Consider the following 13,924-nt stretch of genomic DNA (forward strand, 5'->3'; position numbering starts at 1 on the left):
AGGACACCCCACTGACAATCGCCCTGACCTGCTGCTTCGCCTGCTCTGAGGCCCATTGTCAGTGGGGTGGTGCAGGGTTGGTGACACATCCCGGAGCGCACGCACACCGAGGGGGAACCGTGACCGTGCCTGGAATCTCCGCCGGACCGTCCGAGGCCGAATCGTTCGAGGCCCTGCGGCCGCACGCCGAAGACGCCTTCGCCGAGGAGCTCAAGGCGCTCGCCGCCGCCGACGACCGCCCGCGGCCCGCGCGTTGGAGACTGTCGCCATGGGCGGTCGCCACCTATCTGCTCGGCGGCGTGCTCCCCGACGGCAGCGTCATCACCCCCAAGTACGTGGGGCCGCGCCGCATCATCGAGGTGGCCGTCACCACGCTCGCCACCGACCGGGCACTGCTGCTGCTCGGCGTCCCCGGCACCGCCAAGACCTGGGTGTCCGAGCACCTGGCCGCGGCCGTCAGCGGCGACTCCACCCTGCTGGTGCAGGGCACCGCGGGCACCGCGGAGGAGGCCGTCCGCTACGGCTGGAACTACGCCCGGCTGCTGGCCCACGGCCCCAGCCGGGAGGCACTGGTGCCCAGCCCGGTGATGCGGGCCATGGCCCAGGGCATGACCGCCCGGGTGGAGGAGCTGACTCGCATCCCCGCCGACGTCCAGGACAGCCTGATCACCGTCCTGTCCGAGAAGACCCTGCCGATCCCCGAACTCGGCGAGGAGGTCCAGGCGGTGCGCGGCTTCAACCTGATCGCCACCGCCAACGACCGCGACCGGGGCGTCAACGAGCTGTCCAGCGCCCTGCGCCGCAGGTTCAACACCGTCGTCCTGCCGCTGCCCGGCACACCAGAGGAGGAGGTCGGCATCGTCGCCCGCCGGGTCGACCAGATCGGCCGCGCCCTGGAACTGCCCGCCGCGCCCGACACGGTGGACGAGATCCGGCGGGTGGTCACCGTCTTCCGCGAGCTGCGCGAGGGCGTCACCGCCGACGGGCGCACCAAACTCAAATCGCCCTCGGGCACGCTCTCCACGGCCGAGGCGATCTCCGTGGTCACCGGCGGGCTGGCGCTGGCCGCCCACTTCGGCGACGGCGTGCTGCGCGCCGCCGATGTGGCGGGCGGCATCCTGGGCGCGGTGGTGCGCGACCCGGCGGCCGACGGCACGGCCTGGCAGGAGTATCTGGAGACCGTGGTCCGGGAGCGGGACGGCTGGCAGGACTTCTACCGCGCCTGCCGCGAGGTGTCCCGATGACCGTCGCCCTGCTGGGAGTCCGCCACCACGGACCCGGCTCGGCCCGGGCGGTGCGCGCCGCCCTCGATCAGTGCGCGCCCCGGGCCGTGCTGATCGAGGGACCGCCGGAGGCCGATGCCCTGGCACACCTCGCCGCCGAGGAGCAGATGCGGCCGCCGGTGGCGCTGTTCGCCCATGCCGTGGACGATCCCGGCCACGCCGTCTGGTGGCCCTTCGCCGACTTCTCACCGGAGTGGGTGGCCCTGCGCTGGGCGCTTTCCCATGGCGTCCCGGTCCGCTTTATCGACCTGCCCGCCGCGGTCACCCTCGGCCGGAACGAAAGCCTTCAACAGGGCGGCGCCGCGGACCCGTTGGCCCACCTCGCCGAAGCCGCCGGCTACGACGACCCGGAGCGCTGGTGGGAGGACGTCCTGGAGCACCCCCGCGCGGCCGGCCCCCATGCCGACGCCCTCGCCCCGTTCCACGCCGTGGCCGAGGCGATGACGGCGCTGCGGGCCGAGCGGGCCGGCGCCGCCGGTGGCCCGGCGGGAGTGGGTGACAGCGCCTGCCGCGGGGGCCGGGACCGCCCGGTGCGCCGGGGTGATGGTGCGGCGGGCCGGCCGGAGGACCGGATGCGGGCGGGCCCCGATGCCCGCCGCTGTCCGGACCGCCCGGCATCCGGGGGAGAGCGCGCCGGCCAGGTCCCGGACCGCCCGGCGCACTCGGGCGCCGGCCCCGCCCTGCCCGCACCCGCCGAGGCCGCCGGCGGCCTCGGGGCCGGTCATGACGAGGTGCGCGAGGCCCAGATGCGCCTCAAAATCCGGGAAGCCCGGCGGGAGTTCGGGGATGACCTGGCCGTGGTCTGCGGCGCCTGGCACGTCCCCGCGCTCTCCGCCGTACGGACCGTCGCCGCCGACCGGATGCTGCTCAAAGGGCTGGCCAAGGCGAAGACCGCCGTCAGCTGGGTGCCCTGGACACACCGCCGGCTGTCCCGGCACAGCGGGTATGGCGCCGGAATCACCTCGCCCGGCTGGTACGGCCATCTCTTCCGGGCCCCGGACCGGCCGCTGGAGCGGTGGCTGACCACCGTCGCCCGGCTGCTGCGGGACGAGGGGTACTCGGTCTCGTCCGCGCACATCATCGAGGCGGTACGACTGGCCGGCACGCTCGCCGCGCTGCGCGGCCGTCCGCAGCCGGGCCTGCCCGAGACCGTTGACGCGGTGCGCGCGGTGATGTGCGAGGGCTCGGAGGTACCGCTGGCGCTGGTACGGGACCGCCTGGTGATCGGCGACGTCCTGGGCGAGGTCCCCGACTCCGCCCCGGCCACCCCCCTGCGCCGCGACCTGACCCGGCTGCAGCGAAGCCTGCGCCTCAAACCCGAAGCCGACCGGCGGGAAGCCGAGTTCGACCTCCGCAAGGACAACGACGCCGCCCGCAGCAGACTGCTGCACCGGCTCCGGCTGCTCGGTATCGACTGGGGCACTCCGCTGCCCTCCCGCACCGGGCTGGGCACCTTCCGGGAGACCTGGCGGCTGTGCTGGCATCCGGAGCTGTCCGTGCGGGTGGCCGAGGCCGGGGTCTGGGGCACCACCGTGGCGGCGGCGGCCACCGCCAGGGCCGCCGCCGCCACGGACCGGGCCGCCTCCCTCGCCGAGATCACCACCCTGGCCGAGCAGTGTCTGCTCGCCGAACTCCCGGACGCCCTGCCCGAGGTGATGCGCACCCTGGCCGACCGGGCCGCGCTGGACGGCGAGGTGTCCCATCTGGCCCAGGCCCTGCCCGCACTGGTCCGCTCGGTGCGCTACGGAGACGTCCGGCGCACCGACACCGGCGCCCTGGCCGAGGTGGCCGCGGGCATCGCCGAGCGGGTCTTCATCGGCCTGCCCGCCGCCTGCGCGGGCCTGGACCGGGACGCCGCCCAGGAGATGAAGGGCCACCTGGACGCCGTGCACCGCGCCACGGCGCTGCTCGCCCGGCCCGGCCTGCGTGAACGCTGGACGGGCGTCCTGTCCACCCTCGCCGAACGGGAGGGCCTGCCCGGGGAGATCCGCGGCCGCGCGGCCCGACTCCTCTTCGATGACGGCGAGTTGGCCGATGAGGCGGCGGCCCGGCTGATGGGGCTGGCGCTCTCGCCCGGCCGGGCACCGGCCGAAGCGGCCGCCTGGATCGAGGGGTTCACCGGCAGCGGCGGCTCCGGCGGCCTGCTGCTGGTGCATGACGAACGCCTGCTGACACTGATCGACACCTGGCTGACCGGGGTGAGCCCCGAGGCGTTCACCGATGTGCTGCCCCTGCTGCGCCGCACCTTCTCGGCCCAGGAGCCGGGAGTGCGGCGCACCCTGGGCCGGCTCGTCCGCAGCGGCCGGACGGCCCATGGGGCCCCCAACAGCCCGGGCGCGACAGTGGAGTTGGATCCGGACCGGGCATCCGCCGTCCAGCCCGTGCTGAACCTGCTGCTCGGGCTGGACGACCCGCGGCCCGGCCCCCACCCGGACGCCCCGCCGGCAGCCATCTCGCCGAAAGCCACCCCACCGGCACAAGGAGCGAAGGCATCATGACGACCGGCGTGACCGGCAGCACCCCCCTGGCGGACCCGGCGGCCGAACGACTGCGCCGCTGGCGGCTGGTCCTCGGCGCGGATCAGGACGCCGATGGCACCGGCTGCACGCTGCGGAGCCGCGACGCCGCCATGGACCGCACCCTGGAGGCCCTCTATGGCTCCCGGCCGGATCGGGGCGGCGACCGCTCGGCGGGCCTCGGCGGCTCCGCGCCCCGGGCGGCCCGCTGGCTGGGGGACATCCGCGCGTACTTCCCGGCCTCGGTCGTCCAGGTGATGCAGCGCGATGCCATGGACCGGCTGGGACTGGCCGCCCTGCTGCTGGAGCCGGAGCTGCTGGAGGCCGTGGAGGCCGATGTGCACCTGGTGGGCACCCTGCTGTCCCTGGGCAAGGCCATGCCCGAGGAGGCCCGCGAGACCGCCCGGGCAGTGATCCGCAAGGTGGTCCAGGAGCTGGAACGCCGCCTGGCAGGCCGCACCCGCGCCACCCTCACCGGCGCCCTCGACCGGGCCGCCCGCGTCAGCCGCCCCCGGCACCGCGACATCGACTGGAACCGCACCATCCGCGCCAACCTCCATCACTACCTGCCGGAACACCGCACCGTGGTGCCGGAGCGTCTGGTCGGCTACGGCAGGGCCGCGCGGTCGGTGCGCAACGAGGTGTTCCTCTGCGTCGACCAGTCCGGCTCGATGGCCGCCTCGGTCGTCCATGCCTCGGTCTTCGGCGCCGTCCTGGCCTCGATGCGCTCCCTGAGCACCCGACTGGTGGTCTTCGACACCGCCGTGGTGGACCTCACCGAGCAACTGGCCGACCCGGTGGATGTGCTGTTCGGCACCCAGCTGGGCGGTGGCACCGATATCAACCGGGCACTGGCCTACTGCCAGGCCCGGATCACCCGGCCCGCCGAGACGGTGCTGGTGCTGATCAGCGATCTCTATGAGGGCGGCATACGGGAGGAGATGGTCAAACGGGTGGCGGCCATGCGGGCGGCGGGGGTGCGCTGTGTGACGCTGCTCGCCCTGTCCGACGAGGGGGCGCCCGCCTATGACCGGGAGAACGCGGCGGCCCTGGCGGCGGTCGGCGCGCCTGCCTTCGCCTGTACTCCGGACCTGTTTCCGGAGGTGATGGCGGCGGCCCTGGAGGGCCGGCCGCTGCCGGCGGGCCCGGGTGCGTCCCCGGACGGCGCGGGCCCGCCGGGCTCCGGACGGCCCAAGTGAGCAAGGCGCCTGTGAGCGTAATCACGGCTCGAGAGTGACCTGCGATTTAGGGTCGCCCGGTTCGCGGGGATAACCTGCGAGACGGACATGCCGCGTCAACGGTGAACGTGTGCCGCCCTCGTTACAGATCGCGTCGTCACGCTGCCCCGCGGCACGCCCGCGCAGATAACGAACCGCGATATCCATGGAAAAGGGACGGACGCGCGTGGACCTGTTCGAGTACCAGGCGAGGGACCTCTTCGCCAAGCACGGTGTACCGGTGCTGGCCGGTGAAGTCATCGACACGCCTGAGGCGGCGCGCGAGGCCACTGAGCGTCTGGGCGGCCGTTCGGTCGTCAAGGCTCAGGTGAAGGTCGGCGGCCGCGGCAAGGCCGGCGGCGTGAAGCTGGCCGCCACCCCTGACGAGGCTGTCGCCCGCGCGACGGACATCCTCGGCATGGACATCAAGGGCCACACGGTCCACAAGGTCATGATCGCCGAGACCGCTCCGGAGATCGCCGAGGAGTACTACGTCTCGTACCTCCTCGACCGGACCAACCGCACCTTCCTGGCCATGGCGTCGGTCGCCGGCGGCATGGACATCGAGCAGGTCGCGGAAGAGACCCCCGAGAAGCTCGCGAAGGTCCCGGTCAACGCCAACGACGGCGTCACCATCGACAAGGCCCGTGAGATCGTCGCCCAGGCGAAGTTCCCGGCCGAGGTCGCCGAGCAGGTCGCCGAGGTCATGGTGACCCTGTGGAAGACCTTCGTCGCCGAGGACGCGCTCCTCGTCGAGGTCAACCCGCTCGCGAAGGTCGCCGACGGCCGCGTCATCGCCCTCGACGGCAAGGTCTCGCTCGACGAGAACGCCGAGTTCCGCCAGCCCGAGCACGGGGCGCTGGAGGACAAGGCCGCGGCCAACCCGCTGGAGGCCGCTGCCAAGGCCAAGGGCCTGAACTACGTCAAGCTCGACGGCCAGGTCGGCATCATCGGCAACGGCGCGGGCCTCGTGATGAGCACCCTCGACGTGGTCGCCTACGCCGGTGAGAAGCACGCGGGCGTCAAGCCGGCCAACTTCCTCGACATCGGTGGCGGCGCCTCCGCCGAGGTCATGGCCAACGGCCTTGAGATCATCCTCGGCGACCCGGACGTCAAGTCCGTCTTCGTCAACGTCTTCGGTGGCATCACCGCTTGTGACGAGGTCGCCAAGGGCATCGTCCAGGCTCTGGAGCTGCTGAAGAACAAGGGCGAAGAGGTCACCAAGCCGCTGGTCGTGCGCCTCGACGGCAACAACGCGGAGCTGGGTCGCAAGATCCTGTCCGACGCCAACCACCCGCTCGTGCAGCGCGTGGACACCATGGACGGCGCGGCCGACAAGGCCGCCGAGCTGGCTGCGGCCGCGGCTAAGTAAGGGACGAGGACTCCACAACCATGGCTATCTTCCTCACCAAGGACAGCAAGGTCATCGTCCAGGGGATGACCGGTGCCACGGGCATGAAGCACACCCGGCTGATGCTGGGTGATGGCACCAACATCGTCGGTGGCGTCAACCCGCGCAAGGCGGGCACCGAGGTCGACTTCGACGGCACCGCCGTGCCCGTCTTCGGCTCGGTCGCCGAGGCGATGGAGAAGACCGGTGCCGACGTCACCGTGGTCTTCGTGCCGCCGGCCTTCGCCAAGGCCGCCGTGGTCGAGGCGATCGACGCGGGCATCGGCCTGGCCGTCGTGATCACCGAGGGCATCGCTGTCCACGACTCGGCCGCCTTCTGGGCGTACGCCCAGTCCAAGGGCAACAAGACCCGCATCATCGGCCCCAACTGCCCCGGTCTGATCACCCCGGGCCAGTCCAACGCCGGCATCATCCCGGGCGACATCACCAAGCCCGGCCGCATCGGTCTGGTGTCCAAGTCCGGCACCCTGACCTACCAGATGATGTACGAGCTCCGTGACATCGGCTTCTCCTCGGCCGTGGGCATCGGCGGTGACCCGGTCATCGGCACCACCCACATCGACGCCCTGGCCGCGTTCGAGGCCGACCCGGAGACCGAGCTGATCGTGATGATCGGCGAGATCGGCGGCGACGCCGAGGAGCGGGCCGCGGACTTCATCAAGGCCAACGTCACCAAGCCGGTCGTCGGCTACGTGGCCGGTTTCACCGCGCCCGAGGGCAAGACCATGGGCCACGCCGGTGCGATCGTGTCCGGTTCGTCCGGCACCGCGCAGGCCAAGAAGGAGGCCCTGGAGGCCGCCGGCGTCAAGGTCGGCAAGACGCCGTCCGAGACGGCTCTCCTGGCCCGTGAGCTGCTGGGCGCCTGAGCCCCGGTAGTCACACGCGTTCCACGACGTGGGCCCGCACACCGACCGGAGTGCGGGCCCACGCCCGTATCGGCTGCCCGTATCGGCCATATGCCGCTTGAGCTGCTGAACACGACACGGCGGTCATTTGCCGCTACCCGCCCGAAAGGCGCGTTGTTGGCAGCATGGCCCCCGTGACCCAATATGCCCAGGGCGACCATGCGTTGCCCATGCACCCACGGTCGGCTGCCCGCGGCCCGTCCGCGGCGGGCACGGCGTTCTTCGGCGGGGCACTCGCCGCCGGCCTGGGGCTCGGCGCCTTCGCCACGATGGTGCTGGCCCTGTGGATCGTCTCTCCGTACCCGGACAGCGGGCCGGCCGGGGCGCTGCATATCGCCACCGACCTCTGGCTGCTGGCGCACGGCGCCGACCTGGTACGCACCGAGACCACCTCGGGGGCGCCCGCGCCGATGGGCCTGACACCCCTGCTGTTCACGGTGTTGCCGTGCCTGCTGCTCTACCGGGCGGCCCGTCAGACGCCGCTGGTCACTCCGATGCCGGACGAGGCGACGGCGACGGACGAGGGGGAAGAGGCGGGCGAGGACGGCGAGTCCGGGAGCACGGCCGGGAGCGCGGCCGACGAGGAGGCCGAGCTGGTGGCGCTCGGCCTGAGCGTGCTGGGCATCACCGAGGACCCGCCCGTCCCGCCGCTGCCGCCGCGTACCGCCTTCACCGCCCTGCTGGGCGGCTATCTGCTGGTGAGCGTGGCCGCCATGCTCTACGCCTCGTCCGGGCCGCTGTCCGTGGAACCGTTGAGCGCACTGCTCAACCTGCCGCTGGTGGCCGCCGCGGCGTGCGGCGCCGGGGTGTGGGTGGCCGCCGGCTGCCCGGGCCGGCCGGTGCCGTCCGCCCTGCGCTGGATCCCCGTCCGGCTGCGCGCCTGGTTCACCCGCCCCCGGCTGGTGGCGGTGGCCCGGGCCGGAACCTTTGGCACCGTGGTGCTGCTGGCCGGCGGCGCCCTGCTGCTGACCATCTCGCTGGGGCTGCACGCGGGTGCCGCGCAGGAGACCGTTACCCAGCTGGCGGCGGGCTGGTCGGGGCGGGTGGCCGTGGTGCTGCTGAGCGTGGCCCTGCTGCCCAACGCGGTGATCTGGGCGGCCGCCTACGGTCTGGGGCCGGGTTTCACCGTTGGCGCGGGCAGCGCGGTGGCACCGCTGGCCCTGCACCGGCTGGGCACGGTCACCCGGCCGGGGCTGCCCCGCTTCCCGCTGCTGGCGGCGCTGCCGGCGGAGGGCCCGGCGGGCCCGCTGGTGCTGGCGGGCGGGGCCGCGCTGGCGCTCGCGGTGGGAGTGGCCATCGCCTGGGCCGCGGTGCCACGGCGCCCGGTCGAGGCGGGCCGGCGCGAGGTCACCGCGATCGCCTTCCTGGCCGCCCTGTTCTGTGCCGCGCTGGCCGCTCTGCTCGCCTATGCCTCGGCCGGGCCGCTGGGCCGCGGCACCCTGTCCGGCTTCGGCCCGCACTTTCTGTACATGGGTGCCGCCGTCTTCGCCTGGTCGTTCATCGGGGTGCCGGGCGCGCTGATCGTACGGTGGCGCCGCCGGGCCGTCCCGCGTCCGCAGGAGCAGCCGGAGCAGCCGGAGCTTTCGGTGGCCCGGGAGCCGGAGCCGGAGCCGCAGCGCGAGCCGGTGCCCGCCGAGCGGGCGCGGCGCAGCTGGTGGCGCCGAACCGGTATCGCCCTGGGCCTGGACCTGGCCCTCGAGGTCCCCAGGCGGGCCGCGCGCGGCTCCTGGTGGCGCCTGCTGGCCGGTTGGCTGGGTTTCGCAACCGGTGCGGCCACGGAGACCGGCGGTGCCACGGTTGTTGAGGGCGCCTCGGGTGACACGGCTGCCTCGGGTGCCGGTGCCGCGACCGCGGGGGCCGCAGGGCCCGCAGCGCCTGCGACGGCTACAGGTTCTGCACCGGTCACACCGGAGAGCGAGGAACCACGGCAGCTCGCCGAGGACTTCCCCGCGACTGAGCCGGACCTGGAGTGCGCGGGGGCGGAACGGCCGGAACCGGAGTGCCTGGATTCGGAGCCACTGGACTGGGAGCGCCGGGGCTCGGAGCAACTGGATCAGGAAAGCCGGGGTTCGGAGCGACCGAGCCCGGAGTGCCCGGGGTCGGAACGTCCGGACCTGGAGCGTTCGGAGTCACTGGACTCGGAGTACCAGGGTTCGGAGCCGCTGGACTCGGAAGACTGGGGGCCGGAACGTCTGGAGTGGGAGGGCCGTGACCCGGAGCGGCTGGACCCGGGGCGCCGCGGGTCGGAGCAACTGGACTCGGAGGACCGGGGATCGGAGCGCTCGGGTTGGGAGCGCCAGGGCTTTGAACGGCTGGGCCCGGAGCATCGGGGTTCTGAACGGCTGGGCCCGGAGTCCCTGGGTGCAGAGGGTCTGAGTTGGGCCCGTCCGGGTTCGGAGCCGCTGGACTCGGAAGACTGGGGGCCGGAACGTCCGGACGGGGAGCGTGGTGGGCCGGAGCGTCCGGATTCGGAGTGCCGGGGTTCGGAGCGGCCGGGTTCGGAGCACTGGGGTTCGGAGCGGCCGGACTGGGATGGTCGGGGCTCGGGGCGCTCGGGCCGGGAGCGTCGGGGGTCCGAACGGCCGGACCCTGAGCCTCTGGGTTCGGAGCGGCTGGATTCGGAGTGCCGGGGTTCGGAGTGGTCGGACTCGGAGAGCCGGAGGTCGGGACGGCCGGACCCGGAACCCCTGGGTTCGCAGCGGCCGGATCCGAAGCGTCGGGGCTCGGGGCACCCGGACCCGCAGGCCCCGGAATCGGAGCAACCGGACCCGAAGGGCTCGGAGTCACAGCGCCCGGAGTCGAAGGGAGCAGAGGCACAACGCCCGGAACCGGAGGACTCGGAGCCGGAGTTGGCCGAGTCGAAGGGCCCCGGGCCGGAGTCGGTCGAACCGGAGCGCCCGGAGCCTGAGTTGGGCGTACCGGAGACGTTGCCGGTGCAGCCGGTAGGTGGTGTGGTGCTGGGGGCCGATGGGCAGGCCGCTCCGCCCCGTCGTCGTAGGCGTCGTTGGTGGCAGCGGTCCCGGGCGGCCGGGAAGGCGCGGCATGCGGCCCGTAAGGCGGACGGCAGGGCGGCGCGCCGGGCCCGGCACGCGGCCGCTCCTCCGGCGCCCGCCGAGGAGCCCGAGCGCAGCGAGTGGCATGACTCCGGCGCCCGTCAGGTCCGCTGGGCCGCGCTCAAGGACTCCGGGGGTGGCCTGATGCCCGACTTCGAACCAGGTGAGTTCGAGTCGAGCGAGCCCCGTGCGTCTGCCGAGGAGCGCTGAGCGCGGCGGGGTGTCAGTCCTCCGCGCTCAGCAGCGGGCGCAGCTGCTTGGGCAGGTGTGTCTGGCAGGACTGCCGGGAGGTCTGCGTCAGGGCGTCGTCCACGCAGGTGTAGTAGTCGCGGTAGACCAGCTGGAAGCCGAAGGTGGACAGCACGATGGCCAGGGCCAGTCCGCCCATCACCAGTCCGCTGACCGCCGCGGTGACCTGCGGCCGGGCCCCGCCCGGCTGTGGTGCCGGGGCGCCCTTCTCGCGGGGTGCGGTCTTGGTGCGCAGCGAGCTGATGCCCCAGTAGACGGAGAGTGCGCCCAGCAGCAGCGCCACCTCCTCCAGGCTGAACAGGGCGAAGAAGAAGCCCCACAGTCCGGCGAGCAGCGCGTAGCGGGCCCGGCGCTGGGCCGGGTCGGCGGGGTCCCAGCGCGGGCCGCCGCCGGGGCCGCCGGAGGGGTTCTGGTCGCCGCCGGGCGGGCCGCCGAACCCGCCGCTGTGCCGGCCGGGCTGACGGCTGCTCCACTGGCTGCCCCAGGCCGGCGGCTGGTCCGGCCGGCCGCCTCCCTCCGGGCCGCCCGATTCGCCCTCCGGCTCGCGCGGCTGCCACGGCCGGTCGGCCTGGCCCTGCGGCGGCGGGGCGAAGGGGTTGTCCTCGCTGCGGTCGTCGCGGTCGTCGCGGCTTTGGCGGTCTTCCTCGCGCAGGGCGCCGCCCTGGTACGGCGGGCGGGCGTCGGTCACGCGTCGGTCCGGCATGTGGAGTGCGTCTTCCCCTGGTCGTCTGTGGGTGGGGGTCCCCCAGCCCGTTCTGAGCCGTGGGGGAGTGGTCCTGCACTTCGAGCGTACGGTGACGCGCCCGGTTCGCCGGAGCCGTGCGCACGGCTGTGATGCATTGCCCCAGACGCTACCTGCCGTGGACGCCCCCGTCCCGCAGAGGTCCTGGCGGGTGCCGGTATCGTTGCTGGCGGTCGGCGGCTTCGTAGAGTCCCCCGTATCCGGGGAGCCTTCGGTCTTGTACGACCGTACAAACCGCACGGCCGTGCACGCCGCACGACCACGCAAACCGCACCACCACGCAAACCCGCATCGCCCGCGAGAAAGGGCCCCGCCGTGGCCTCGCCGCCCCCTGCCCCTGCCCGCCTAGTCGTGCTGGTCTCCGGTTCGGGTACGAACCTGCAGGCTCTGCTGGACGCGATGGCCGCCGACCCGGAGGGCTTCGGCGCCCGGGTGGTCGCGGTGGGCGCCGACCGTGAGGGCATCGCCGGTCTGGACCGGGCCCGCCGCGCCGGGCTGCCGACCTTTGTCTGTCGGGTCCAGGACCACCCGACCCGGGAGGCATGGGACGCGGCACTGGCCGAGGCCACCGCGGAGTACCAGCCCGACCTGGTGATCTCGGCGGGCTTTATGAAGATCGTGGGCAAGGAGTTCCTGGCCCGCTTCGGCGGACGCGTCATCAATACGCACCCCGCCCTGCTGCCCAGCTTCCCCGGCGCCCACGCGGTGCGTGACGCGCTCGCCTACGGCGTGAAGGTGACCGGGTGCACCGTCCACTTCGTCGACGACGGCGTCGACACCGGGCCGATCGCCGCCCAGGGCACGGTCGAGATCCGGGACGAGGACGACGAAGCCGCTCTGCATGAGCGGATCAAGGAAGTCGAGCGACGGCTGCTCGTCGAGGTCGTGGGGCGTCTGGCCCGTCACGGCTACCGCATAGAGGGACGAAAGGTAACGATCCTGTGACCGCCGAAGCCATGAAGCGGCCCATCCGCCGGGCGTTGATCAGCGTCTACGACAAGACGGGCCTGGAGGAGCTGGCCCGTGGCCTGCACCAGGCGGGCGTGGAGCTCGTCTCGACCGGTTCGACGGCCGGGCGGATCGCGGCCGCCGGCGTCCCGGTCACCAAGGTCGAGGAGCTGACCGGCTTCCCCGAGTGCCTGGACGGCCGGGTGAAGACCCTGCACCCGCGGGTGCACGCCGGGATCCTCGCCGACCAGCGGCTGGACGCGCACCGTGCGCAGCTGGACGAACTGGGCGTGCGGCCCTTTGAGTTGGTGGTCGTGAACCTCTACCCGTTCCGGGAGACGGTGGCCTCGGGCGCTTCCGCCGACGAGTGTGTGGAGCAGATCGACATCGGCGGTCCGTCCATGGTCCGTGCCGCCGCCAAGAACCACCCCTCGGTGGCCGTGGTGGTCAACCCCGGCCGCTACCAGGACGTTCTCAAGGCCGTCGGCGACGGCGGCTTCGACCTGGCGCAGCGCAAGCGGCTGGCGGCGGAGGCGTTCCGGCACACGGCGGAGTACGACATCGCGGTGGCCAACTGGTTCGCGGCCGGCTACGGAGCCGATGAGACCAGCGGCCCCTGGCCGGAGTTCATCGGCGTCGGCTACACCCGTAAGCAGGTGCTGCGGTACGGCGAGAACCCGCACCAGCCCGCCGCCCTCTACACCGACGGCACCGGCCAAGGGCTGGCCCACGCGGAGCAGTTGCACGGCAAGGAGATGTCGTACAACAACTTCGTGGACACCGAGGCGGCCCGTCGTGCGGCCCATGACCACGAGCAGCCCTGTGTCGCCATCATCAAGCACGCCAACCCCTGTGGTATCGCGGTCGGTTCGGATGTGGCCGAGGCGCACCGCAAGGCGCACGCCTGTGACTCGCTGTCCGCGTTCGGCGGGGTGATCGCCGTCAACCGGCCGGTGTCGGTGGCGATGGCGGAGCAGGTCGCCGAGATCTTCACCGAGGTCATCGTGGCGCCCGGCTATGAGGACGGCGCGGTGGAGGTGCTGGCCCGCAAGAAGAACATCCGGGTGCTGCGCTGCCCGGAGGCGCCCGCCGCACACGGTGAGTCCCGCGCCATCGAGGGCGGGGCGCTCATCCAGGCCAAGGACCGTCTCCAGGCCGAGGGCGACGACCCCGCCAACTGGACGCTGGCCACCGGCGAGGCGCTGGCCCCGGCCGAACTCGCCGAGCTGGCCTTCGCCTGGCGGGCCTGCCGCGCGGTGAAGTCCAACGCGATCCTGCTGGCCAAGGACGGCGCCACGGTGGGCGTGGGCATGGGCCAGGTCAACCGGGTGGACTCGGCGAAGCTGGCCGTCCAGCGTGCGGGCGAGGAGCGGGCGCGTGGCTCCTACGCCGCCTCCGACGCCTTCTTCCCGTTCCCGGACGGGCTGGAGGTGCTGACCGCGGCGGGCGTCAAGGCCGTGGTGCAGCCGGGTGGTTCGGTGCGCGACGCGGAGGTGGCGGAGGCCGCCAAGGCGGCGGGCGTGACCATGTACCTCACCGGGACCCGGCACTTCTTCCACTGAGCCGACGGACCGCGCCCCGGTCATCGGGGCGCGGCCCA

General features: G+C 73.2%; 9 protein-coding genes. 8 read left to right on the forward strand and 1 reads right to left on the reverse strand.

The window, feature by feature from the left end:
- The first annotated feature begins 119 nt into the window (after window positions 1-119).
- From ACIHFE_RS17695 to ACIHFE_RS17720, 6 genes are all read left to right on the forward strand, one after another.
- Window positions 120-1,244: an AAA family ATPase gene (locus tag ACIHFE_RS17695; RefSeq protein ID WP_400107458.1), complete on the forward strand. Its 1,125-nt coding sequence runs from the start codon at window positions 120-122 to the stop codon at window positions 1,242-1,244.
- Entirely contained in the window at window positions 1,241-3,781 is a 2,541-nt protein-coding gene (locus ACIHFE_RS17700; protein WP_400107460.1) for a DUF5682 family protein, read from the forward strand. The genes ACIHFE_RS17695 and ACIHFE_RS17700 overlap by 4 nt, the downstream gene beginning before the upstream one ends.
- Window positions 3,778-4,998, forward strand: coding sequence for a VWA domain-containing protein (locus ACIHFE_RS17705; protein ID WP_400107462.1), 1,221 nt, complete (start codon window positions 3,778-3,780; stop codon window positions 4,996-4,998). Before ACIHFE_RS17700 ends, ACIHFE_RS17705 begins: the two co-directional genes overlap by 4 nt.
- Before the next feature lie 205 nt (window positions 4,999-5,203).
- Window positions 5,204-6,388, forward strand: a complete 1,185-nt coding sequence (sucC, locus tag ACIHFE_RS17710; protein WP_400107464.1) for an ADP-forming succinate--CoA ligase subunit beta — start codon at window positions 5,204-5,206, stop codon at window positions 6,386-6,388.
- Between the two features lie 20 nt (window positions 6,389-6,408).
- Window positions 6,409-7,293 (forward strand): succinate--CoA ligase subunit alpha, encoded by an 885-nt coding sequence (gene sucD / locus ACIHFE_RS17715; RefSeq protein ID WP_400107465.1) that lies wholly within the window; start codon window positions 6,409-6,411, stop codon window positions 7,291-7,293.
- Window positions 7,294-7,466: 173 nt separating this feature from the next.
- Window positions 7,467-10,595 carry a DUF6350 family protein gene (locus ACIHFE_RS17720; RefSeq protein ID WP_400107467.1) on the forward strand — a complete coding sequence of 1,043 codons (3,129 nt, stop codon included), beginning with the start codon at window positions 7,467-7,469 and terminating at the stop codon, window positions 10,593-10,595.
- A 13-nt stretch (window positions 10,596-10,608) separates the two neighbouring features.
- Here the strand turns inward: ACIHFE_RS17720 and ACIHFE_RS17725 are convergent, their stop codons facing one another.
- On the reverse strand, window positions 10,609-11,337 hold the full coding sequence (locus ACIHFE_RS17725; RefSeq protein ID WP_400107469.1) for a hypothetical protein: 729 nt from the start codon (window positions 11,335-11,337) through the stop codon (window positions 10,609-10,611).
- 354 nt (window positions 11,338-11,691) lie between these two features.
- On the opposite strand from ACIHFE_RS17725, the gene purN reads away from it, so the two are divergent.
- Together purN and purH are read left to right on the forward strand one after the other, a co-directional pair.
- Window positions 11,692-12,321, forward strand: coding sequence for a phosphoribosylglycinamide formyltransferase (gene purN / locus ACIHFE_RS17730; protein WP_400107471.1), 630 nt, complete (start codon window positions 11,692-11,694; stop codon window positions 12,319-12,321).
- Window positions 12,318-13,886, forward strand: coding sequence for a bifunctional phosphoribosylaminoimidazolecarboxamide formyltransferase/IMP cyclohydrolase (purH, locus tag ACIHFE_RS17735; protein ID WP_400107473.1), 1,569 nt, complete (start codon window positions 12,318-12,320; stop codon window positions 13,884-13,886). The genes purN and purH overlap by 4 nt, the downstream gene beginning before the upstream one ends.
- Window positions 13,887-13,924: the final 38 nt, after the last annotated feature.

It is taken from the genome of Streptomyces sp. NPDC052396, from assembly GCF_044593195.1.
Classification (GTDB): Bacteria; Actinomycetota; Actinomycetes; order Streptomycetales; family Streptomycetaceae; genus Streptomyces.